General features: G+C 66.1%; 18 protein-coding genes. 15 read left to right on the top strand and 3 right to left on the bottom strand.

Annotated elements, in window-relative coordinates; genetic code table 11:
* Positions 1–125: 125 nt before the first annotated feature.
* Complete coding sequence (locus tag NDB2M1_RS06355) at positions 126–794, bottom strand: TetR/AcrR family transcriptional regulator (RefSeq protein ID WP_072380597.1); 669 nt, start codon at positions 792–794, stop codon at positions 126–128.
* A gap of 108 nt (positions 795–902) precedes the next feature.
* On the opposite strand from NDB2M1_RS06355, the gene NDB2M1_RS06350 reads away from it, so the two are divergent.
* From NDB2M1_RS06350 to NDB2M1_RS06300, 11 genes are all read left to right on the top strand, one after another.
* On the top strand, positions 903–2,000 hold the full coding sequence (locus NDB2M1_RS06350) for an LLM class flavin-dependent oxidoreductase (protein WP_072380835.1): 1,098 nt from the start codon (positions 903–905) through the stop codon (positions 1,998–2,000).
* A 242-nt stretch (positions 2,001–2,242) separates the two neighbouring features.
* Complete coding sequence (locus NDB2M1_RS06345; RefSeq protein ID WP_072380595.1) at positions 2,243–4,669, top strand: TonB-dependent receptor; 2,427 nt, start codon at positions 2,243–2,245, stop codon at positions 4,667–4,669.
* 171 nt (positions 4,670–4,840) lie between these two features.
* Positions 4,841–6,190, top strand: a complete 1,350-nt coding sequence (locus NDB2M1_RS06340; RefSeq protein WP_072380593.1) for an MFS transporter — start codon at positions 4,841–4,843, stop codon at positions 6,188–6,190.
* A 180-nt stretch (positions 6,191–6,370) separates the two neighbouring features.
* On the top strand, positions 6,371–7,330 hold the full coding sequence (locus tag NDB2M1_RS06335; RefSeq protein WP_371328190.1) for a sugar phosphate isomerase/epimerase family protein: 960 nt from the start codon (positions 6,371–6,373) through the stop codon (positions 7,328–7,330).
* Positions 7,331–7,342: 12 nt separating this feature from the next.
* Positions 7,343–7,720 carry a C-glycoside deglycosidase beta subunit domain-containing protein gene (locus NDB2M1_RS06330; RefSeq protein WP_072380591.1) on the top strand — a complete coding sequence of 126 codons (378 nt, stop codon included), beginning with the start codon at positions 7,343–7,345 and terminating at the stop codon, positions 7,718–7,720.
* Positions 7,721–7,725: 5 nt separating this feature from the next.
* Positions 7,726–10,116 carry a beta-glucosidase H gene (locus NDB2M1_RS06325; RefSeq protein ID WP_072380589.1) on the top strand — a complete coding sequence of 797 codons (2,391 nt, stop codon included), beginning with the start codon at positions 7,726–7,728 and terminating at the stop codon, positions 10,114–10,116.
* Between the two features lie 30 nt (positions 10,117–10,146).
* Positions 10,147–11,262, top strand: a complete 1,116-nt coding sequence (locus NDB2M1_RS06320; RefSeq protein WP_253185789.1) for a Gfo/Idh/MocA family protein — start codon at positions 10,147–10,149, stop codon at positions 11,260–11,262.
* A gap of 11 nt (positions 11,263–11,273) precedes the next feature.
* Entirely contained in the window at positions 11,274–12,332 is a 1,059-nt protein-coding gene (locus NDB2M1_RS06315) for a sugar phosphate isomerase/epimerase family protein (RefSeq protein ID WP_072380585.1), read from the top strand.
* Positions 12,329–12,928, top strand: coding sequence for a gluconate 2-dehydrogenase subunit 3 family protein (locus tag NDB2M1_RS06310; RefSeq protein ID WP_072380583.1), 600 nt, complete (start codon positions 12,329–12,331; stop codon positions 12,926–12,928). Before NDB2M1_RS06315 ends, NDB2M1_RS06310 begins: the two co-directional genes overlap by 4 nt.
* A complete protein-coding gene (locus tag NDB2M1_RS06305; protein ID WP_072380581.1) occupies positions 12,928–14,619 on the top strand; it encodes a GMC oxidoreductase in 1,692 nt (563 codons plus the stop codon). Before NDB2M1_RS06310 ends, NDB2M1_RS06305 begins: the two co-directional genes overlap by 1 nt.
* On the top strand, positions 14,616–15,641 hold the full coding sequence (locus NDB2M1_RS06300; protein ID WP_072380579.1) for an aromatic ring-hydroxylating dioxygenase subunit alpha: 1,026 nt from the start codon (positions 14,616–14,618) through the stop codon (positions 15,639–15,641). Before NDB2M1_RS06305 ends, NDB2M1_RS06300 begins: the two co-directional genes overlap by 4 nt.
* Positions 15,642–15,645: 4 nt before the next feature.
* Here the strand turns inward: NDB2M1_RS06300 and NDB2M1_RS06295 are convergent, their stop codons facing one another.
* Positions 15,646–16,548, bottom strand: a complete 903-nt coding sequence (locus tag NDB2M1_RS06295) for an alpha/beta hydrolase (protein WP_072380577.1) — start codon at positions 16,546–16,548, stop codon at positions 15,646–15,648.
* The gene (locus NDB2M1_RS06290) at positions 16,545–17,714 is read right to left on the bottom strand and encodes an MFS transporter (protein ID WP_253185788.1); all 1,170 of its coding nucleotides are present in this window, start codon (positions 17,712–17,714) and stop codon (positions 16,545–16,547) included. Before NDB2M1_RS06290 ends, NDB2M1_RS06295 begins: the two co-directional genes overlap by 4 nt.
* A gap of 219 nt (positions 17,715–17,933) precedes the next feature.
* Here NDB2M1_RS06290 and NDB2M1_RS06285 point away from each other — a divergent pair, with 219 nt between their 5' ends.
* The 4 genes from NDB2M1_RS06285 (at position 17,934) to NDB2M1_RS06270 (ending at position 22,104) form a co-directional block, all read left to right on the top strand.
* Positions 17,934–19,406 (top strand): MFS transporter, encoded by a 1,473-nt coding sequence (locus tag NDB2M1_RS06285; protein ID WP_072380831.1) that lies wholly within the window; start codon positions 17,934–17,936, stop codon positions 19,404–19,406.
* A gap of 85 nt (positions 19,407–19,491) precedes the next feature.
* Complete coding sequence (locus NDB2M1_RS06280; RefSeq protein ID WP_072380573.1) at positions 19,492–20,061, top strand: cupin domain-containing protein; 570 nt, start codon at positions 19,492–19,494, stop codon at positions 20,059–20,061.
* Complete coding sequence (locus NDB2M1_RS06275) at positions 20,058–21,014, top strand: fumarylacetoacetate hydrolase family protein (protein ID WP_072380571.1); 957 nt, start codon at positions 20,058–20,060, stop codon at positions 21,012–21,014. The genes NDB2M1_RS06280 and NDB2M1_RS06275 overlap by 4 nt, the downstream gene beginning before the upstream one ends.
* A gap of 64 nt (positions 21,015–21,078) precedes the next feature.
* On the top strand, positions 21,079–22,104 hold the full coding sequence (locus NDB2M1_RS06270; protein ID WP_054120169.1) for a LacI family DNA-binding transcriptional regulator: 1,026 nt from the start codon (positions 21,079–21,081) through the stop codon (positions 22,102–22,104).
* The last annotated feature ends 106 nt before the right edge of the window (positions 22,105–22,210 follow it).

Raw genomic sequence — 22,210 nt, 5'->3', positions numbered from 1 at the left:
ACCCAAGTCCGCTCACGCTGAGCTTGTCGAAGCATCTGGCACGGTGGTGCGCCACCACCCTTCGACAGGCTCAGGGTGAGCGGGGTTGAGGAATGGCCGAGGACTCGGTTTGAACCGCGCCGCCCTCAATCCGCGTGGCGCAAGTAGGCCAGCGCCATCTTGACGATCTCGTCCTTGATGAAGCCCCACAGGTAGGGATCGCTCGATTCCGGTGTCGAACCCAGCCCGAACTGGCGCGCGATCGTCGCGAACACGATCTGGAACACCGCCAGCGCCTTGGCCTCCGGATCGGCCGACTTGATCTCGTCGCGGAAGGTCAGGATCGCTGCAATCGACATTTCAGCTGAACGCCGCGCCGTCTCCTTGCCCGGCTCGGACACCAGCGGATCGATTTCGGCGCGTGCCATGATCGTGCGCAGCAGCGGGGCATGCTCCTCCAGAAATGCGCTGTAGCGCGCGATGTAGAGCGGGAGGAACGCGCCCAGCGAAGATGTCTCCGCCAGTACGGCATCGATCATCACGCGTTCCTTGGCGATGATCGCCTGCAATTCCTCCGCGATCACCGCGTGCAGCAACCGGTCCTTGCTTTCAAAGCGCAGGTAGATCGAGCCGATCGAGACCTGCCCGCGCTCGCTCACGTCCTGCAGCGTGAAGCTGTCGCCCCCCGTCTCGATCATCAGCGACTTGGTCGCTTCGAGCATGCGTTCGAACGAAGCAAGGCTGCGCCCCTGGCGCGGTTTGCGGCTGAGGGCCTGAAGCGCGAGGGCCTCGGTGTGGCGTGTGGCAGTTGACATTGGAATGCTAAACCCTACTTAAACACGAACGTCAATTCTAATTTTATTCGTCGAGTCCGTACCAGAATCATGGTTCAGGCGGCCCAGACGGGAGGAGAAGACAAGCAGATGCGTTTTTCGGTTTTCCTCAACGCGCGCACGATGTGCCCCGAAGACGACCGCAAGCTGATGAAGGATCTGGAATCGCATGCCCTGCGTGCAGGTGATCTCGGCTTCTCGGCGATCTTCATGCCGGACCATCACTTCAACGGCTACATGCCGGTGGCCAGCGACAGCTTCATCTTCGCCGCCTACCTCGCCGCCAAGATGCCGCGGATGCATTTCGGCTTCTCGGTCGTCTCGGTCCCGCTGCACCATCCGGTCCGCTTTGCCGAGCGCATCAACATCCTTGACCAGCTGACCGAGGGCAAAATCCTCGTCGGCATCGGCAGCGGCACGACGCCGGAGGAAATGATCGGCTTCGGCGTCAACTACAAGGATGCCGGCGCGATCTCCGACCGCAACCTCGAACTGGCCGAGGCGCTCTGGGCCAAGGCGATGACCGACCCCGCCATCGAAATCGACAACGGCCCCCACCAGGGCCGCGTGCTCCAGCGCATCGCGCCCGCCAGCTATACGCCCGGCCATGCGCGCCTCATGCCGGTGGCGATGAAGGAAACCAGCGCCCAGCGCGCCGCGACCCACGGCTGGCCCGCGTTCATCCCGGCTTTCACACCGCCTAGGATCGGCGGCACCGAGCCCTTCGTCCACGTGAAGAAGTTCTTCGACATCTACCACGCCAAGCTCACCGCCGCCGGCCACTCGGACGAGGTCGTGAAGAGCGCGCTCGACTGGACGACACACACCTACCAGTGCGTCCATGTGGCCGAGAGCGATGATCAGGCGCGCGAAGAGCTCGAAGTGATCCTCAGGGCCTATCAGGCGGCGGTCGAGCGCGAGGCCGAGTTCAACGCCCGCGCTGAAAGCAACGCCGAGAATACCAAGACGGACCGGACCCCCAACGCGCTCACCGAAGACTGGATCGGCACCTGGTGTCTCTATGGATCGCCCGAGACGGTGATTGAGCATCTCACGCCCTACAAGGAGCTCGGCATCGGCAACGTTCTGTGCGGGACGACGACTGGTCCGCTGACGGAAGAGCGCCTTCGCCTCGGCAACCAGACGCTCGATCTGCTCGCGCGCGAGGTCATGCCCGCATTGGCCTAATCTATGCACCGATCAGATTATGTATCGATCTGATGAATGATTATCGATGAAAACATACTATTTCACTTAATGGAACCAATCGGGCAGGACATTTTTGTTCCGCCATTCCGGGCCGGTTTCCCGCCATGCTGCGCAGCATGAACGGTACGCCGGAATGGCAGCCCGAGGTTCGAAAACGGGCTTGAATTGAAAATCGCTAACCAGACGCTCCGGATCAAGCGGAGTGCATAACGGGAGGGATCATGCGCAACATCATCCAAGGTACCAGTCTGCTTGCATCGTGCGCCATCATCGCCATGGCCGCGCCCGCGCATGCCCAGCAAACCGCACAGGCAGATGCCGAGGCCGCCAACGCCGAAATCGTCGTCACCGCGCAGAACCGCAAGCAGAACGTCAACGACGTGCCGATCGCGATCAACGTGATCAGCGGCGAGGACCTCAAGAAGGCCGGCTTCTCTACGCTCAACGACATCGACAAGATCGCTCCGGTCGTCCAGCTCAACCAGGATCAGGGCACCGTCAAGGTCACCGTCCGCGGCATCGGCACCACCTCGAACGACGAGGCGCAGGATACCTCGGTCGTCATCAATATCGACGGCGAGTACATCAACCGCCCGAACGTGATGTCGATGGCGCTGTTCGACATGGACCGCGTCGAAGTGCTGCGCGGGCCGCAGGGTACGCTCTATGGCCGCAACTCGACCGGCGGCGCGATCAACTTCATCACGAAGAAGCCCGGCCGCACCTTCGGCGCCGAAGGCACGATCAGCTACGGCAACTACAACGCCGTGCGCGCCGATGCCGGGGTCGATGTGCCGCTCGGTGATGTTGCCGCGGTGCGCGTCTCGGGCTTCTATGAAGACCGCGACGGCTACAACAAGCACCCCGCCGGCGGCGGCTTCTTCGTGTTCCCGGCTTATGCCGCGGGTCGTTCGGACGACAACAACGCGTATGGCGGCCGCATCTCGCTGCGCCTCGATCCGACCGACAAGCTGTCGATCAATCTTGCCGCCGAGTACTCGCAGCGCAAGTTCAGCCCCGGCATCTTTGCCGTTGCCGATCTCAACCGCCCGGGCAACGGCCCGACCGGCGGCGGTTGCAACAACGGCTTCAGCCGCGTTGCTCCGGCCTACACGCAGGTGCTGTGCGTTCCCAACAACACCAACCTCGTCTCGCAGATCGACCGCAACGAATACGTGGCGCCGCTCTACGGCATCGGCAAGGTCAAGCAGGACAGCTGGGCCGTGCGCGGGCGCATCGCCTATGAATTCAGCGATGCGGCAACGCTCACCTACATCGGCGGCTACCGCAGCTTCTCGGGTGATCCCAAGAACCGCCTGACCCTGCCGGTGATCTACCAGTCGTTCTCGTTCCAGGACGATGCCGGGACGCAGAGCCACGAACTGCGCCTCAATGGCAAGATCGGCGGGGTGATCTACCAGATCGGCGGATTCTACTTCAAGGAGAAGCTCGACCGCGAGAACGGCTTCTTCCTCGGCCCGATCGCACCTCCGGCCGGCACCTACCTCTCGTACTTCGGCCGCAAGATCTCCAGCGACAGCAAGTCTCTGTTCGGTCAGGTCGAAGTGCCGTTGGGCGACAAGCTGACCGCGGTCGGCGGTCTGCGCTACACTGACAACTCGCGCGACGCCGTCTACGTCAATGGCACGCCGTTTGTTCGCTACAATACCGTGCCCATCCCGCAGCGCCCGGATTGCCCGACTGTCGGGTCCTGCCCCGTCGGTGGCCCCAACTTCACGCTGCTCGGTGCGGGTCCGGGACGCAAGGATCTGAACGCCATCAATGCTCAGATCCTGCCGCTGGGCAGCAACGACAGCAAGGTCACCTGGCTCGCCGGGCTGAACTACAAGCCCAATGCCGATACGCTGGTCTATTTCAAGGCCTCCACCGGCTTCAAGGGCGGTGGCTTCGACGCGGTCGGCACTTACCGGCCCGAAACCAACACCGCCTTCGAAGGCGGCTGGAAGCAGACCTTCGGCGATCACCGCCAGCACCAGTTCAACCTCGGCGCGTTCTACTACGACTACAAGGACCTTCAGGTCTCGGTCCTGCTCGACACCACGGTGGGCGGTCAGACCTTCAACGCGGGCAAGGCCAAGATCTGGGGCATCGAAGCCTCGGCGAGCATCCAGCTGGATGACGCGACGAACTTCCACACCTCGTTCAACTACCTGAACGCGGAGTACAAGGAACTGCTCGCCCAGTTCAACGTGCTCGATCTGAGCGGCGCGCTCAACGGCATCGGCGATCTCGATCCCACGACTCCCGGCGTGCAGCAGCCGAACTTTGCCGGCAATCGCCCGCCGTTCTCGCCCAAGTTCATCATCACCGCCGGGATCGACCACACCTTCCAGCTGGGCGGTGCGGGCAGCCTGACGGCGCGTGCGGACACGACCTTCAAGTCGTCCTACTTCACCGACTTCTACAACTACCGCGACGGCACGCAGCAGGCGTTCACGCAGAGCGACTTCAGCCTCGAGTACCAGACCGCCAACAAGCGCTACTCGCTGATCGCCTTCGTGAAGAATGTCGAGAACACCCGCCCGCTGACTTACGGCAGCTTCATCTCGGCAGGTCCGGACGACGTGTTCAACTGGCAGTTCGGTACGCCGCGCACCTACGGGATCCGTCTCGGCGTGAAGTTCTGATCTGATCTGACTTTCCAGGCGGGGGCGTCTGGCGCGCGCCCCCGACATCCGGCAGCCGGCCGATCGAACAAGGGAGAACGGACATGACCTTGTCCGCCTGCATCGAATGGCCGCTTGCCCAGCGGATTGAGACGCCACAGAAGCGGTCCTGCTCCAACAGGGCCGCATTCTGTGTCTGATCGGCTCTCACTCGCCGAACGCGCCAGCTACGGCTTCGGCGATTTCGGCTACAGCCTTGCCTACAACATGGCAGGCGCGTTCCTGCTCTATTACTACACCACCGTCGTAGGGCTTCCGGCGGCGGCGGTCGGCACGATCTTCCTTGTCGCGCGCCTGCTCGATGCGGTGATCGATCCGCTGGTGGGCATCGCGGTCGACAAGACGCGCAGCCGCTGGGGCCGCACCCGGCCCTACTTCCTGTTGACCGCCGTGCCCTACGTCCTTGTCTTCATCGCCACGTTCAATGTGCCGCACTGGAGCCAGGGCGCGCAGCTCGTCTACGCCTTCCTCACTTTCAAGGCGCTGGGCATCATCATGAGCTTCGGCTCGATCCCCTACACCGCGCTGATGCCGATGATGACGGACGATCCGGCGGACCGCCTGCGCCTCGGCGGCTGGCGCTCGATCGGCACGTCGGTGGGCGTCATCCTCGGAACCGCGGCGACGATGCCGCTGGTCGGCGCGCTCGGCGGCGGCAACGAAGCGCATGGCTTTCTCATGGTCACGCTGCTGTTCGGCGCGCTGTCGCTCTTCGCGCTCGCCATGCTCTTCCGCAATTGCCGCGAGCGCATTGCCGACGAAGCCCCGGCCTCCGCCTTCCGCACCCTGCCCGCCATCGGCCAGATGCTGCGCAACCGCGCCTTGGCCGTCTGCTTCGGCTTCTGCCTGCTCTACTTCGTGCGTTTCGGCGCGATGCTCGGCCTGACGATCTTCTATGCCAAGGACGTCGTCCAGAAGCCGTGGCTGATCCCGGTCATGCTGCCGATGGTCTCGGGCGGCCTGCTCCTCGCTGCCTTCATCGCTCCGCCGATCCTCGCGCGCACCGGCATCCGCAAGGGCTGCATCGGCGCCATCGCGACTGCATTGGTGCTGCTTGCCGCCATGGCCGGGCTCGATCATGCGGCAGACCTGCAGATCGGCGCGCTCGCCGTGCCTCCGCTGCTGCTCCCCTATTTCGCCTTCTCGATCGTCACTTCGGTCACGATCACCGGCATCTTCTCGATGGCCGCCGCGACCGCAGACTACCACCAGGCCCTGTTCGGCGTGCGCCACGAAGGCCTCCTGTCCTCCGGCATCAGCACTTCGACCAAAGTCGGCATGGCAATCGGCAGCGCGCTTGGCGCCTTTGTCCTGTCGTGGGCGGGATACGTCCCCGATGCGCTGACCGATGCCGCCCGCGCCGATATCCGCCAAGCCTATTTCCTCGCCGCTGGCACCCTGCTTGCGGCGCAGGCCGCCGTTGTCTGGTTCTGGCCGATGGATGGCAACTGGCGCGCCCGGTTCGGCGCAAAGGCCCCTTGACTCGGACCACAAGTTTCTAGAATTAGCATTCTAATAATGCTTCAGGAATCGCAGGCAGCCACGCGATTCCATTTCACGATCAGAGCGGCGCTTTGGCAGCCGCCTCAGGGGAGACAGCAAGTGCCGATCAAGCGCGGCGTAAGCCTGTACAGCTTTCAGAACGAGACCTTCCAGGGCAAGATGACCCTTGAGGACTGCATCCGCACCTGCGCCGAGATGGGCGCGAACGGCATCGAGGTCATCGGCGAGCAAACCTTCTGGGGCTGGCCCGAAGTCGGCGTCGACGACGCGGAAATCGCCAACTGGCACCAGCTCATCGCCAAGTACGATTGCGTGCCCGTCAGCCACGATTTCATGCTCGACTACAAGCGCTACAAGGGCCGCGAGATGCCCTTCGCCGAGCAGGTCGCCAGCGTGAAGAAGGACATCGACTTCGGCGCCCGCCTCGGCATGAAGTACATCCGCGCGCTTGTCTCGATCGCACCCGAAGTGCTCGTCGCCGCCGCGCCTTATGCCGAGGAAAAGGGCATCAAGATCCTTATCGAGGTCCACGCCCCGCTGCACTTCGATCATCCGTGGATAATCCGCCACGCCGAGTGCTTCGAGAAGTCGGGTTCGGATGCGCTCGGCTTCCTGCCGGACATGGGCATGTTCCTCCATGCCTTCCCGCCGGTCTGGAAGGAAAAATTCATGCGCATCGGCGTGCCGCAGAACATCGCCGACTACATCGTGAAGGCTTACGAGGACCGCGTCCTTTCGGAATACGTCATCCTCAACGTCCAGCAGATGGGCGGCGTCGGCCCCGCCATCGCGATGGCCGAAACGCTGCGCCACAATGCCGCGTTCGAGCCGAAGCGCATGCTCGATTACATGCCGCGCATCCACAACATCCACGGCAAGTTCTACGAGATGGCCTCGGATTCCACTGGCTCCTACGTCGAGCCCTCGATCCCCTACGACAAGATCGTCGCGGTGCTCCAGCAGGGCGGCTATGATGGCTACATCTGCTCCGAATACGAAGGCAACCGCTGGATCGAGGACAAGGAAGAGCCCGACAGCGTCGAGCAGGTCCGCCGCCAGCAAGTCATGCTCGCCAACCTGCTTGGCGAACCCACCCCCCAACTCCGCGCTGCTGCCTGAGGAACCGATCCCATGATGGACAACAAGATGATCGTCGAGGGCAGCCTCGAGAGCTCCGAGCTGGGCTTCGCCTTCTACGGCCGCCTGCCCTACTACCGCGGCCTCGGCCTCTCGATGGTCGAGGACATCGTCGTCACCGTCGACGGTGAGCCGGTCGCCCGCGAGGACATCCGCTTCCACGTGCGCGGCAAGACCTACACGCTCGACCAGATGGAAACGGTCTACGACGACCGCTGGAACTTCGGCGAGAAAGCCAAGATCATCGCGATGAAGCCCGGCGGCCTCCCCGCCGGCGATCACAAGATCGAGTTCGCGGTGCGCATGCGGGTGTCCTACCTGCCCTTCGTGCCCACCACGAAGGACACCAAGGTTCTCGCGCTGGCCGCCTGAATCCCATGACCCGACTGACTCTCGACCAGGCCGCTCTCCTCACGGCGGGAGCCTCCATGTGGACCACGCCCGCCGTGCCGGACGTCGGCATTCCGTCGTTCGCCATGAGCGACGGACCGATGGGCATCGCCAGCGGTTTGGTCGACGAGCGTGACGTCGCCCGGCTTTCCCCTTGCGCAACGGCGCTGGGGGCAAGCTGGGACGTCGATCTCGCCCGGCGCATCGGCACCTTGGTCGGGCAGGAAGCGGTGGGGCGCGGCATCGACATGGTGCTCGCGCCCAACATCAACCTCGCCCGCAGTCCACTCGCCGGCCGCGCCTTCGAGTATTTCTCCGAGGACCCGCTGCTCGCCGGCATTCTCGGCGCGGCGTGGATCGGCGGCCTGCAATCGACCGGCACCGGCTCCTGCGCCAAGCACCTCGCCTGCAACGACAGCGAAACCGCGCGCGACACAATGAACGTTCAGGTGGACGAGCGCACCTTGCGCGAAGTCTATCTCCTACCCTTCGAATTCGCTGCGGCGGCGGGCTGCGCGGGAATGCTTGCCGCCTACAACCGCGTGAACGGCCAGTACTGCGCCGAACAGCACCATATCCTCACCGAAGTCGTGAAGGGCGAATGGGGCTATCATGGCGTCATCATGTCCGACTGGTTCGGCACGCATTCCACCGCGCCGACACTTCTCGGCGGGCTGGACCTTGAAATGCCCGGCCCCGCGCGGTTCCTCGGCGCCAAGTCTGCTGCTGCCGTCACCGCAGGCGAAGTCGAAGAAGCCCGCGTGCAGGATGCCGCCACTCGCGTGGCCAACGCCGCAGCGCGCGTTACCGGCCCCAAGTCGCAGCCCCTTGCCGAAGCCGATATCACCGCGCTGCTGGAAGAAGCCGCCGCAGCCGGGATGGTCCTCCTCAAGAACGATGGCGATCTCCTTCCGCTCGATCCCGCCAGCATCAAGACGCTCGCTGTCATCGGCCCCAACGCCGCCGCTCCCTGCTTCCAGGGCGGCACCTTCGCCAAGATCTCGGTCCGCCCGGACCTCCCCTCGCCCATCGACGCCATCCGCGCCCGCTTCGGCGCGCATAGCGAGGTGGTGTTCGAACCCGGTGTCGATCCCGCCCCGCGCCTGCCGCTGATGCCGGTCGCCCCCGCGCACGACATCGGCGACGGCTGCACAAGCGGCATGACGCTCGACTACTTCGCCAGCCCCGATTGCACCGGCGAGCCGTTGACCCGCGAGACGCGCGACACCAATTCGCTCGTCTGGTTCGCGGGGATGCACGATCAGGCCCCCTTCGCGAAAGGCGGCTCGATCCGCGCCTCGGGCCGCTTCACTGCCACACAATCCGGCATCCACCGCTTCCACCTTGGCGCCACCGGCGTCTCGCGCCTGCTCGTCGATGGTCAGGAAGTGCTCACCACCACCGAATGCCCCCCGGGTGATACGATGGGCGTGCTCAAGGCCGGTGACAGCGAGAGCGCCCCGTTCGACCTGACCGCCGGGCAGACCGTCGCCGTAACCGCCGAGTTCACCTTCGCCGGCGCCCGTGTCCATGGCCTGTGGTACGGCATCCGCGCCCCCGGCAGCGGTGAGGAACTGCTGGCCGCCGCCGAAGCCGCCGCCCGCGCCGCCGACGCCGTGGTGCTCATCGTCGGCGAAACCTCGGACAGCTCGGTCGAAAGCAAGGACCGCCACGACACGCGCCTCGCTGCCGGACAGCTGGATCTCATCGCCCGCGTCACCGCCGCCAACCCTCGCGTCGCCGTGGTCACCAATGTCGGCCACGCCTATGACGCCGCGTGGGAAGACAGCGCCGCCGCCCACCTCGCCACCTGGTATCCCGGCGAAGGCTTTGCCGCCGCGCTTGCTTCGGTGCTCGCCGGAGACCGCGAACCCGGCGGCCGCATGCCCGTCACCATCGCGCGCGCCGAGGCCGATTATCCCGGCTATCACCTCCAGCCGCAGGCCGATGGCTCGCTGCCCTATACCGACGGCACGCACATCGGCTATCGCGGCGTGATCACCGCCGGTAAGACCGCGCGCCACACGCTCGGCGCCGGACAAGGCTACGCCCGCTTCGAATGGTCGCACCCCGAAGTGACAGCAGAAGGCGTCGCGATCACCGTCACCAACCTCTCCGCACGCGCCGGTTCCGATATCGTTCAGGTCTATCGCGACAGCCCGGAGCCGACGCTGATCGGCTTCGCCAAGGCGCACCTCGAACCGGGCCGCGCCGCGCGCGTCACGGTCCCGCTTGCCCGGCGCCGCTTCATGACGTGGGCCGAGGCTGGCTGGGAACTGCTGCCGACCCCGCACACCGTGCGCATCGCGCGCCACGCGGAAGATGCCGGGAGCACGATGGACATCGACGTCGAAACGCTCGAGCGTCAGGCGCCCTAGAACGAGAAACGGCAGGATGGAGAAGGATCAGTGAGTCGGTTGCGTATGGCCATGATCGGCGGCGGCCCGGGTGCCTTCATCGGCCCCGTCCACCGCATCGCGGCAGAACTCGACCGGGAAATCGAACTGGTCGCCGGGGTCTTCTCCAGCGATCCCGCCCGCAGCCGCGCCGGCGGCGAGGCCTATGGCCTCGATCCGGCCCGCGCCTATGGCAGCCTCGCCGAAATGCTGGCCGCTGAAACGGCGCGCCCGGATGGCGCCCAGTTCGTCGCCGTCGTCACGCCGAACCACGATCACCTGCCCTCTGCCAGGGCCGCACTTGCTGCCGGCCTCCCGGTCATCAGCGACAAGCCAATGACCGCCACGCTGGACGAAGCCCGCGAACTCGCCGCCGTCGTCGAGGCATCCGCCCTCCCCTTCGCCCTCACCTACACCTATTCCGGCTACCCCCTCGTGCGCGAGGCCCGCGCCCGCATCGCCGCCGGAGCACTCGGCAAAGTCCGCAAGGTCGTCGTCGAGTACCCGCAAGGCTGGCTCGCTGGTCCCGCCGAGGGCAAGCAGGCCGAATGGCGCGTCGATCCCGCGCGCGCCGGGGCGGGCGGCTGCATCGGCGATATCGGCGTCCACGCGTTCCAGCTCGCCGAATTCGTGACCGGCCTCCACGTCACCGAACTGCTGGCGGACCTCGGCGCCGTCGTCCCCGGCCGCCAGCTCGACGACGATTGCTCCGTCCTCCTCCGCTTCAACAACGGCGCGCGCGGCGTGATGCTCGCCAGTCAGATCGAAGTCGGCGAACTCAATGGCCTGCGCATCCGCGTCTATGGCGAAACCGGCGGACTCGCGTGGAAGCAGGAAGAGCCCAACACACTCACCCTCCACCACCTCGATGGCCGCAGCGAGGTGATCCGCGCCGGCACCGGCCTGCTCGGCCCCGATGCCGCGCGCCGGACCCGCACCCCCGGCGGCCACCCCGAAGGCTATCTCGAAGCCTTCGCCAACCTCTACCGCGACTTCGCCGAACTGGTGCGCGGCGGCTCTGCCCCTCTGCTGCCCGGCGCTGCCCAGGGCCTGCGCTCCATGGCCTTCATCGACACCGCCGTCCGCGCCAGCGCCGCCCGCGCAGGCTGGACCCCGCTTTCCATCTGAGGACTTGCCCCATGAAGACGATTCTAGGCCCCGGCATCTTCCTCGCCCAGTTTGCAGGCGATACGGCCCCCTTCAACAGCCTCCCCGCCATCGCCGATTACATGGCCGGGCTCGGCTACAAGGGCCTCCAGATCCCCAGCTGGGACGCGCGCCTGTTCAACCTCGATCTCGCGGCGGAAAGCCAGACCTACTGCGACGAGATCAAGGGCATGCTGTCGGACAAGGGGCTGGAGATCAGCGAGCTTTCAACGCACCTGCAAGGCCAGCTCGTTGCAGTACATCCCGCCTTCGACGCGCAGTTCGATGGCTTCGCGCCCGCCGAACTCCACGGCAAGCCCAAGGCCCGGCAGGAATGGGCCGTCCAGCAGGTCAAGAACGCCGCAGTGGCAAGCCGCCGCCTCGGCCTTGCCGCGCACGCCACGTTCTCCGGCGCGCTGGCATGGCCATACTTCTACCCCTGGCCCGCTCGCCCCGCAGGCCTCGTCGAGGACGCCTTCGCCGAACTCGCCAAGCGCTGGAAGCCGATCCTCGACGTGTTCGAGGACAACGGCGTCGACGCCGCCTACGAAATCCACCCCGGCGAAGACCTCCACGACGGCGTCACCTTCGAGCGCTTCCTCGAAGCCGTCGGCAACCACCCGCGCGCCAATATTCTCTACGATCCCAGCCACTTCGTGCTGCAGTGCCTCGACTACCTCGCGTTCATCGACATCTACCACAGCCGCATCAAGTGCTTCCACGTGAAGGACGCCGAGTTCCGCCCCAGTGGCCGCTCGGGCGTCTACGGCGGCTATCAGGGCTGGGTCGACCGCCCCGGCCGCTTCCGCTCGCTGGGTGACGGACAGGTCGATTTCGGCGGCATCTTCTCCAAGATGGCCGCCAACGACTTCGCCGGCTGGGCCGTGCTCGAATGGGAATGCGCCTTGAAGCACCCCGAAGTCGGTGCAGCGGAAGGCGCGCCTTTCATTGATCGGCACATCATCAAGGTCACCGAGCACGCTTTCGACGATTTCGCCGCAGGTGGTGCCGACCGCGCGCTCAACCGCCGCATCATGGGCATCGGCGAATGACCGGCTGGAGCCGCCGCAGCTTCCTCGGCGCCGCCTCGCTGGTCGCGTTGCTCAGTTCTGCGCCCGGCGGGGCCGAAGTCCTGCGCAAGCTCGATCCCAAGGACGTCCCCTCCCCGCACATGCGCAAGCTGATGCGGACCGTGGCCGAACTGGTGATCCCCACCACAGACACGCCCGGCGCAGGGGCGCTCGGCGCTGACGATTTCGTGCTCGTCGCGCTCGCCCATGGCCTTGAAGGCACGCGCAAGCCCCCTGCTGCCGATCCCTCGTTTACGCCTTGCCTGCGTGCAGATGGCAGCCTTGATCACGCCGCCTGGCTGGACGGCAAACTCGGCCCGGACTGGCTTACGTTGCCCCCGGCGCGCCAGTCCGAACAGCTCGCCGCGCTCGATGCATCTGCATACAAGGGTGAAACGACCGCCGCCCCATGGCGCGCGATCAAGGCGCTGATCCTCACCGGCTACTACACCAGCGAAGTGGGCGGATCGCGTGAACTCAACTACGAACTGGTCCCCGGCCGGTTCGATCCCAAGGTGCCCGTCAAGCCTGATACGCGCGCCTATTCCAGCGACTGGACGGCAGTGGACTTCGGCTGATGGACGACAATCTCACTTTCGACGCAATTGTCGTCGGCTCCGGCATCACCGGCGGCTGGGCGGCCAAGGAACTGACCGAAGCCGGCCTCAAGGTCCTCCTCCTCGAACGCGGCCGCAAGATCGAGCACCAGCTCGATTACGAGACCGAGATGAAGGCGCCGTGGGAAATGCCCTTCCGTGGGCAAGGCGATACCGATCTCTACGCCAGCGAATATGCGGTGCAGCGGCTCAACCGGCACTTTACCGAGTTCACGCAGAACCATTTCGTGAGCGACGCGCAGAACCCCTACCAGACTGGCGATGGCACCGATTTCACGTGGTTCCGCAGCTATCAGCTCGGCGGCCGCTCGCTCACCTGGGGCCGCCAGTCCTATCGCTGGTCGGACTACGACTTCGGCGCCAACAAGCGCGACGGGCACGGCACCGACTGGCCGATCCGCTACGCCGATCTCGCGCCGTGGTACGATAGGATCGAGGACTTCATCGGCGTCTCCGGCGCGGCGGAAGGCCTGCCCCAGCTGCCCGACGGCAAGTTCCTGCCCCCCTTCGCGCTCAACGTGGTCGAACAGGCCGCGCGCGAGAAGATCATGGCCGCATGGCCCGAACGCCGCCTGACGATCGGCCGCACCGCCAATCTCACGCAGGAAAAAGAGGGCCGCGGCCCCTGCCAGAGCCGTTCGATCTGCGCGCGCGGCTGCTCGTATGGCGCCTATTTCTCGACCCAGTCGAGCACGCTTCCCGCCGCGCAGGCGACCGGCAACCTGACGCTGATCACCGACGCAGCGGTCGAGAAGATCGACTATGACCCGAAAACCCGCCGCGTCACCGGCGTGCGCTGGATCGACAGCAAGACGAAGACCCGCCGTCAGGCCACCGCACGGATGGTCTTCCTCAATGCGGGTGCCTTCAACTCGGTCCACCTCCTGCTGAACTCTGCCAGCGAAGCCAATCCGAACGGCCTTGCGAACAGCAGCGGCGTGCTCGGCACGCACATCATGGACCACGCCAACACGCTCTCCGCCGCCGCGATCATGCCCGGCTTCGAGGCGTGGACCACCTTCGGCAACCGCCCGACCGGCGCGATCATCCCGCGCTACCGCAACATGGACGTGATGGACGGCGTCGGCCACACGCGCGGCTTCTCGTTCCAGGGCGGCGCGCTGCAATCGACCTGGACCGCCGGCAAGCGCGAGGCCGGGATCGGCGCCGACTACAAGCGCCACCTGCAAAAGCCCGGCCCGTGGCGCATGGTCCTCGTCGCCTTCGCCGATTGCGTCCCGCGCGCCAGCAACCGCCTCACGCTCGACCGCACGAAGTTCGACGCCAACGGCATCCCGCAGCTCCACATCGATTTCGCGTTCGGCGCGGAGGAACACGCCGCGCTCGCGCAGGCCAAGGCCGATGCGACCGAGATGCTGACCAAGGCCGGCGGCCACGTCATCTTCGGGTTCGACCGCCCCGGCGCGGGCGGCACCGCGATCCACGAAATGGGCGGCGCACGCATGGGCTTCGATCCGGCAACCTCGGTGCTCAACAAGTGGAGCCAGGCCCACGACGTCGCCAATCTCTTCGTCACCGACGGCGCGCAGATGAGCTCGTCCGCCTGCCAGAACCCCTCGCTCACCTATATGGCGCTGACCGCCAGGGCCGCGGCCCACGCCGTCTCCCTCCTCAAGTCGAGTGCGATATGACCGCCTACGTCAAGAATGTCTGGTACATGGCCGCCTGGGCCGACGAGATCGTCGGCGATGCGATGCTGCCCCGTACCCTGCTCGGCAAACCCTGGCTGATCTGGCGCAAGGCTGACGGCTCCTACGCGATGATCGCCGACCGCTGCCCGCACCGCTTCGTGCCGCTTTCGATGGGCACGCGCGTGGGCGACACCGTCCAATGCCGCTACCACGGTCTCCGCTTCGACGGCACGGGCACTTGCGTCCACTCGCCCTTCCCCGGCGATCCGCCCACGCATGTCACTGCGCCGGCCATGCCGATCGTGGAGAAGCATCGCGGCCTGTGGTTCTGGCCCGGCGATCCGGCGCTGGCCGTCCCGGCGAAGATCCCCGATTTCAGCTTCCTCGACGAAGAGCGCGGCATGCACCGCGGTGTCCTGCGCATCGAGGGCAACTACGAGCTCATCACCGACAACCTGATGGACCTCACCCACGCCGAGTTCCTCCACATCGAGACCTTCGGCGTCAACGGCTCGATCTTCCACGGGACACAGACCGTCCGCCACGACGATGACAACACACGCGGCGGGGCGATCTGGAACAACTGGGACATGACCGAGGCCGAGCCGCCCGAATGGTCCAAGCCCATGCTCGAGCCCGGCGCAAAGATCGACCAGTGGCTCTACATGCGCTGGCATGCGCCTGCCGCGATGGCGCTTACCGTCGGCCTAGCGAAGTCCGGCACGCAGCGCGCGGATCTGATCGTCCCGCCGATGATCAACCCGCATATCATCACGCCCGAGACCGAGACCTCGTCGCATTACTTCTACGATCATGAAGACAACGAGCAGGCTGCCGAAATGGCCCGCCGCGTCTTCATCGAGGAAGACGAGCCGATGATCGAGGCGGCCCAGCGCGCGCTTGGGACACAGGACTTCTGGGACGCCCGCCCGGCCATCCTCAAGACCGACGCCGGCGCCATCCGCGCCCGCCGCGCGCTGATGCAAATGCGCAAGGCGGAGGATACAACGACCTCCGTCTAGGCACTCAGCGCATCTTCGCCAGAAACCCCGAAGCCCGCATCCACTTGTAGAGCAGTTCGATCCACCCTTCCTCGGGTGTCCCCGGCTGGCCGATGCCGAAACCGTGGCCCCCGCTCGGAAACAAGTGGAACTCGATCGGCCGCCCCGCCGCGCGGTAGCTTTCGATCAGCGGGAAGCCCTTCTCGCGCGCCAGCAGGAAATCGTCCTCAGCGATCGCCACGAACATCGGCGGCGCATCGGCCGGAACTGCCAACGGCGCCATGTTCGGATAGATCGGCGCCGTGAACGCAGGCCGATCCGCCTTGTCCGCCAGCACCATCGTGCGGCTGAGGAACCCGCCCGCCGAAAAGCCCATGAAGCCAAGCCGCGCCGGATCGATCCCGAACTTGCCGGCATTCGCCCGCAACATGCGCAACGCCGCAAGGCCATCCTCGCGCGCCAGGTCTGGCGTGTCGTCCGGCAGCTTCATCGCGGAAGGCTGGCCATGGATCAGCTTCGTCAGCTCGTCGACGAACACCCCCTGATCCTTCGGCGTGGGCAAGGTCCGGTACTTCAGCACGAACGCGGCAACACCGTGGTCCGCCAGCCACTGCGCGATTGTGTAGCCTTCCTTTTCGATGGCAAGCCCAAGGAACCCGCCGCCCGGCGCCACAATCACCGACGCACCGGTTGCGCCCGCTTTCGGCAGAAATGGCAGCAAGGTCGGGCACGTCACATTGCGCACCGCCGGCTTGCCGGCATCCGGATGCCAAATCTCGCTCGCGGGGTCACAGCCTTGCACCGGGAGCGCGATCACGCCCGGCTGCGGCGGCGCTGGCATCGTCGTGCGGGCAATCTCTGCCTGCGCCAGCGCATTGGTCCCGAAAGCAGCGCAACCCAGCAGCGCGGCAGCGAGCAGGCGCTTCATGTCGCCGCCCCCTTCTCGCCGTCCTGCGAAAGCAGCACCAGCAACACGATCGCACCCGCCGCGCTGACGATGCCCGCCACAAGGAACGCGCCCTGCATCGTGCCGGTCAGGCCGCGCAGCAGCGAAACCAGCAGCGGCGAGGAGAACTGGCCGAAGAAGAACGTCGCCGTCCAGATCCCCATGCCGCGCCCGCGATGCGCGAAGGGCAGCTTGCTCTGCGCCCAGGCAATCAGCGTCGGGATCGCCATGCCCGCGCCGGTCTGCTGCAGCGCCATGCCGAGGATCATGCCCTTCCAGTCCAGCGCCAGTCCCATCGCGGCGAGGCCCGCACCGAGGAAGCCGAGAAAAATCGCGATCAGCGTGGGCGAGCCGACACCCTTCGCACCCAGCCACCAGAACAGCGTCGCGCCGACAAGGATGAACAGCGTCGGCAGCGCGGTGATCTGGCCGATGCTTTCGGGATCGGTCACGCCCAGTTCCTGCCAGACAGTCGCGCCATTGACGATGAACACATAGTAGATCGCCGAGGAGAACAGCGTCAGCCCGGCGATCCCCAGCATCGCGCTCCACGGGAAGCCTTCGGTGTCCTTCTCGTCCATGCCCAGCATCATGCGCACGGTGGCGTCGCTCTCCGGCTCGAACATCCAGCGCACCATCGCCGCCCAGATCGGCACCGCCAGCAGATAGAGCAGGAAAATGCCGTTCCAGCGCCACGCGGTCATCGTCCCGGCAAAGAAGATCATCACCGAGGACAGCGCCGGTCCCACCAGCCCCTGCAAGGCCAGCCACTTGCGGCGGCCATCGTCGGGCCAATAGTCCGCGATCAGCGTGTTGACCGTGGTCAGGATCACCGCCTCGCACAGCCCCAGCAGCAGGCGCGAAGCATAGATCACGTTCAGGTTTTCAAGCAGGAACGGCGCGGCGCCGATCAGGCCGTAGAAGAAGGTCGAGACCAGCAGCAGCTTGCGCCGCCCGAAGCGGTCGACCATCAGCCCGGCAAACAGCGCCACCAGCGCGATCGTCAGTCCCGGCGCGGTGACCATCGAGGGTACCTTGGTCGGCGCGGTCGGATCGGTCGGCGCAAAGTGGCCGATGATCGCCGGAATTGCCGGAAACATCGTCACGATGGCCAGAATCGGCAGGAAGCCCGCGATGATGACCGTCATGCCCTGCGGCAATCCTGCGTGAGGGCCGGCCTTGCGCCCGTCCATAGGTGTACTTGCCAAGGTATTCTCCCGAAACAATTTTTCTGCGCCGGGTGGGCTGTCATCCCCATGATACCCTGCGCGCCAGCCTTGACCATAGGCGACACATCGGCATAATAGAAGCATGATTTTAATTTGACCGGGCCGAGCGCACCGGCTGACGGGGACAACAAACAGGCGATGACAGCGCACGCAGCCCCGGCAGCCCGGAAGCCCGGCAAGCAGCCGCACGAACTCGATGATCGTCAGCGCGCGCTCGCCTTCTTCACCGTGCTTACCGCCGTCGTCCTCGAAGTGGCGGACACCACCATCGTCAACACCGCGCTGCCTGCGATCCGCGACGGGCTCGGCGCGTCACCCGCCGCCATGCAATGGATCGTCGCGGGCTATCTGCTCACGCTCGGCTCGCTGCTGCTGCTCGGCGGACGGCTGGGCGACACCTTCGGCCATGACCGCCTGTTCCTCGGCGGCGTCGCCAGCTTCGTCGCCGCCTCGGCCCTGTGCGGCTTCGCCCCCACGCCGGGCGTCCTCGTCCTCGCCCGCGTGCTGCAAGGCGCGGCAGGCGCGATGATGGGCCCGCAGACCATGGCCATCGTCCAGCTGCTCTACACCCCGCTCGAGCGCGTGAAGCGGCTCGCCTTCTTTGGCATGATCATCGGCCTTGCCGCCATCGTCGGCCCGATCATCGGCGGCTTCCTGATCGAGCTCAACCTGTTTGGCCTCGGCTGGCGGCTGATCTTCCTGATCAACCTCCCCGTCGGCCTCTTCGCCCTCGCCATGGGCCGCATCGCGCTTCCCCGCACCGGCGAGGAGCACAAGGGCCTCGCCATCGATCTCACCGGAGCCGCCCTTTTCGCCTTGGGTTTCGGCCTGATCCTCTTCGCGCTGATCCAGGCGCACGAGAACCTCGGCCCCGTCGCCGCAGCAGCGATCCTTGCGGCAGGCCTCGGCGCAGTCATCCTCGGCGTCCGCCGCTCCATCGCCCGCCGCGCAAACGGCCTGCCGGCGATGATCGAGCCGACATTGTTCGCGCTCCCCACCTTCCGCTGGGGCGTCACTGCAGCCATGGCCTTCAACAGCAGCTCGGTCGGCTTCCTGATGATCTTCGCCGTCGCCCTCCAGCAAGGCCTCGCGCTCACCCCGCTCAAGACCGCGCTGATCCACATCCCATTCGGCCTCGGCGTGATGATCGCGGTCGGCCTCCTCGTCCCGCGCCTGCTTCCCCGCCTCGGACGCCTGCTCCCGATGGCAGGTGGCATGCTGATGGCCGCAGGCATCATCAGCACTCTTGCCCTGATCCACAGCCGGATCGACGGCGGCCCGATCCTGATCGTCACGCTCGCGCTCGCCGGCATCGGCTTCGGCACGCTGTCCGGCCCGCTCGGGCCCATCGCCGTCTCGGAAGTCCCGCGCACCCACGCCGGCACCGCGAGCGCCACCATGCGCACCGCCCAGCAACTCGGCGGCGCGCTCGGGATCGCGCTCGTCGGCTCGGCCTATTTCGCGGTCGGCGGGCACGATCCGGCAGCGCGCCTCGCCGGCCTCATTCCCGGCGCGCTGATGATCGCCGCGCTGCTCACCATCGCCATACTTGCCGTCTCGCGCCTGCCGACAACATTGTTCGCGGCAGAGCGCAAACCCGCCGCAGATTGACCTTGCGCCCATACATCGGCATTGTCGATTGGAATCAAATTAAATCCATCCATCAGATGGATGGATAATCATCGCGGGAGATTATATGGAAGTGAAACCCGTCCGCCGCGTCGTCACCGGCCACAATGCGTCCGGCCTTGCGATCATCCAGGAAGACGGCGCCGCGCCCCGCGTCCAGCAGGTCGGCGGCGCGATCGGCCCGATGTTCCACGAGGTGTGGAACACGCAAGGCACGCCCGCCTTCATCGACGCCGCCTCGGGCGAGCCGCACGAAGCCGGCATCGTCCTCGCCCCGCCGAAGAACGGCACCCGCATCCGCGTGCTCGACATTCCGCCCGAAGGCGACGGCATCCGCAACATGACGGCAGAGGAAGCCGCCGCCCACTTCGCCGAGATCGGCGCCGGCCACGCCTCCAACGCCGCCAAGGAAGGCGCCCGCCACGCGCTGATGCACCGCACCGAAACCATCGACTACGGCATCGTCATCGAAGGCGAACTCGTCCTGATCATGGATGAGGGCGAAACCACAGTGTACCCCGGCGACATCGTCATCCAGCGCGGCACCAACCACGGCTGGGCCAACCGCTCCGACAGGAACTGCCGCATCGTCTTCGTCCTGATCGACGGCGAATTTGCGCCCGAGCTCAGGGCATGAGGCTCGCCACCCTGCGCGACGGCACGCCCGATGGCGCGCTGGCGCTCGTCTCGGCCGACGGGACGCGCCTCCTGCGCGTCGGCGGCAGCCTGCTTTCGGCGATGGAGGACTGGCCCGCAGCGCAGGCCAGGCTGGAAGCCGCCGAAGCCCCCCTCGCCGCCGGCGAAGGCGTCTCCACCGACGACGTCGACTTCGCCGCGCCGCTCCCGCGCACATGGCAGTGGCTCGATGGCTCGGCCTTCACCACCCACGGTGATTTGATGGCCGTGGCCTTCAACCACGATCCGCTCGGCAATGATCGACCGCTGATGTACCAGGGCCTGTCCGACCGGTTCTACGGCCCCGCCGATCCGGTCCCCTTCCCCGCGATGGAGCACGGCATCGATTTCGAAGGCGAATTCGGCGTCGTCGTCGATGCCGTCCCGATGGGCACGACCGCCGAAGAAGCGCTCAAGCAAATCCGCCTGATCGTCCAGATCAACGACTGGTCGCTGCGCGCCATCGCCCCCATCGAGATGAAGACCGGCTTCGGATGGGTCCAGGCCAAGCCCGCCTGCTCGATGGCGCCCTTCGCCGTCACGCCCGATGAGCTCGGCAATGCCTGGCAGGACGGCCGCGTCGGCCTTGATCTCATCATCGACTGGAACGGCAAGCAGGTCGGCCGCGCCAACGGCGCCCCGATGGCTTTCGGCTTCCACGAACTTGTCGCCCACGCCGCGCTCACCCGCGATCTTGTCGCCGGAACGGTGATCGGTTCGGGCACTGTCTCGAACGCCAACTATGCCGAAGTCGGCTCCAGCTGCATCTCGGAAATCCGCGCAATCGAGACCATCGCCCACGGCGCGCCGCAGACGCCGTTCATGGCCTTCGGCGATACCGTGCGGATGACCGCGGTGGACAGCGCAGGCCGCGCGCCGTTCGGCCAGATCGATCAGGAGGTCGTGAGGGCCTAGCAATTGCGGGCCGCCCCGGTGTAGGATCACCGAAACGACCCCATCACGAGGCGGCCCCACACCCATGACCAGACCCAAGCGGGCCACTATCGTCGACGTCGCGCGCATGGCCGAAGTCTCCGCCAAGACCGTCAGCCGCGTCGTCAACAACGAGCCCCATGTCACCGAAGCGGTGAAAACCCGCGTGCGCGAGGCGATGCGCGCGCTGCGCTATCATCCCAATGTCGCCGCGCAAGGCCTCGTCCGCAGCCGCTCCTACCTGATCGGCCTCGTCTACGAAAAGCCCAGCCCCAGCTACGTCGTCGAACTCCAGAAGGGCGCGCTCGAACGCCTCCACGGCGAGCGCTTCCGCCTCGTCGTGCTGCCGGTCGAATCCGTCACCGAGCGCGAGGACGAGATCATCGCCCTCCTGCGCTCCGCCGCACTCGATGCCGTCCTCCTCGCCCCGCCAGCCTCGGACCACGCCGGGCTGATGAAGGAATTGCGCGAAGTCGGCATGCCGTTTGCGCGCATTTCGCCCACCCGCCTGCTCGGCCAAGGCCCCTCGGTCGCGATGGACGATGTCGCCGCCGCGCAGGAAGCGGCCGAACATCTCGTCAATCTCGGCCACAAGCGTATCGGCGTGATCAAGGGCGATCCCAGCCACGCCGCTTCCGACGCGCGTCTCGTCGGCACGATGCAGGCGCTCGCCAAGGCCGGGATCACGCTGCACCCCGAACTCATCGAATCCGGCCTGTTCACCTTCGATTCCGGCCTCGCCGCCGCGCGCCGCCTGCTCGCGCTCGATCCGCCCCCCACCGCGATCCTCGCCCAGAACGACGACATGGCCGCCGCCGCCATCACCGCCGCGCGCGAATGCGGGCTGCTCGTACCGGAAGATCTCTCGGTCGTCGGCTTCGACGATTCCGATATCTCGCGCGTCGTCTGGCCCCCGCTCACCACGATCCGCCAGCCCGTGGAAGACATGGCCTACCGCGCGATGGACATGCTCCTCCACGTGCTGCGGGGCGAACCCGAAGGTGCCGACGTCCAGCTCGGCCACGAACTCCTCATCCGCCGCAGCACCGCCCCGCCGAAAGCGGGACTATAGGCCAGAACCCCATTCCAAACCCCGCTCACCCTGAGCCTGTCGAAGGGTGCTGGTACCACGTCCGGGTATGATACTTCGACAAGCTCAGCATGAGCGGCTGGTGGCG

It is taken from the genome of Novosphingobium sp. NDB2Meth1, assembly GCF_900117425.1.
Classification (GTDB): domain Bacteria; phylum Pseudomonadota; class Alphaproteobacteria; order Sphingomonadales; family Sphingomonadaceae; genus Novosphingobium.
This window is presented reverse-complemented; position numbering and strand designations above follow the sequence as displayed.

Bases quoted from the DNA above. Each gene is read 5' to 3' on its own strand.
- NDB2M1_RS06300 (WP_072380579.1), top strand. From the start codon at position 14,616: ATGACCGCCTACGTCAAGAATGTCTGGTACATGGCCGCCTGGGCCGAC.
- NDB2M1_RS06330 (WP_072380591.1), top strand. From the start codon at position 7,343: ATGATGGACAACAAGATGATCGTCGAGGGCAGCCTCGAGAGCTCCGAG.
- NDB2M1_RS06350 (WP_072380835.1), top strand. From the start codon at position 903: ATGCGTTTTTCGGTTTTCCTCAACGCGCGCACGATGTGCCCCGAAGAC.
- NDB2M1_RS06295 (WP_072380577.1), bottom strand. From the start codon at position 16,548: ATGAAGCGCCTGCTCGCTGCCGCGCTGCTGGGTTGCGCTGCTTTCGGG.
- NDB2M1_RS06275 (WP_072380571.1), top strand. From the start codon at position 20,058: ATGAGGCTCGCCACCCTGCGCGACGGCACGCCCGATGGCGCGCTGGCG.
- NDB2M1_RS06345 (WP_072380595.1), top strand. From the start codon at position 2,243: ATGCGCAACATCATCCAAGGTACCAGTCTGCTTGCATCGTGCGCCATC.
- NDB2M1_RS06305 (WP_072380581.1), top strand. From the start codon at position 12,928: ATGGACGACAATCTCACTTTCGACGCAATTGTCGTCGGCTCCGGCATC.
- NDB2M1_RS06290 (WP_253185788.1), bottom strand. From the start codon at position 17,714: ATGACGGTCATCATCGCGGGCTTCCTGCCGATTCTGGCCATCGTGACG.
- NDB2M1_RS06315 (WP_072380585.1), top strand. From the start codon at position 11,274: ATGAAGACGATTCTAGGCCCCGGCATCTTCCTCGCCCAGTTTGCAGGC.
- NDB2M1_RS06270 (WP_054120169.1), top strand. From the start codon at position 21,079: ATGACCAGACCCAAGCGGGCCACTATCGTCGACGTCGCGCGCATGGCC.
- NDB2M1_RS06335 (WP_371328190.1), top strand. From the start codon at position 6,371: ATGACCCTTGAGGACTGCATCCGCACCTGCGCCGAGATGGGCGCGAAC.
- NDB2M1_RS06285 (WP_072380831.1), top strand. From the start codon at position 17,934: ATGACAGCGCACGCAGCCCCGGCAGCCCGGAAGCCCGGCAAGCAGCCG.
- NDB2M1_RS06355 (WP_072380597.1), bottom strand. From the start codon at position 794: ATGTCAACTGCCACACGCCACACCGAGGCCCTCGCGCTTCAGGCCCTC.
- NDB2M1_RS06310 (WP_072380583.1), top strand. From the start codon at position 12,329: ATGACCGGCTGGAGCCGCCGCAGCTTCCTCGGCGCCGCCTCGCTGGTC.
- NDB2M1_RS06280 (WP_072380573.1), top strand. From the start codon at position 19,492: ATGGAAGTGAAACCCGTCCGCCGCGTCGTCACCGGCCACAATGCGTCC.
- NDB2M1_RS06325 (WP_072380589.1), top strand. From the start codon at position 7,726: ATGACCCGACTGACTCTCGACCAGGCCGCTCTCCTCACGGCGGGAGCC.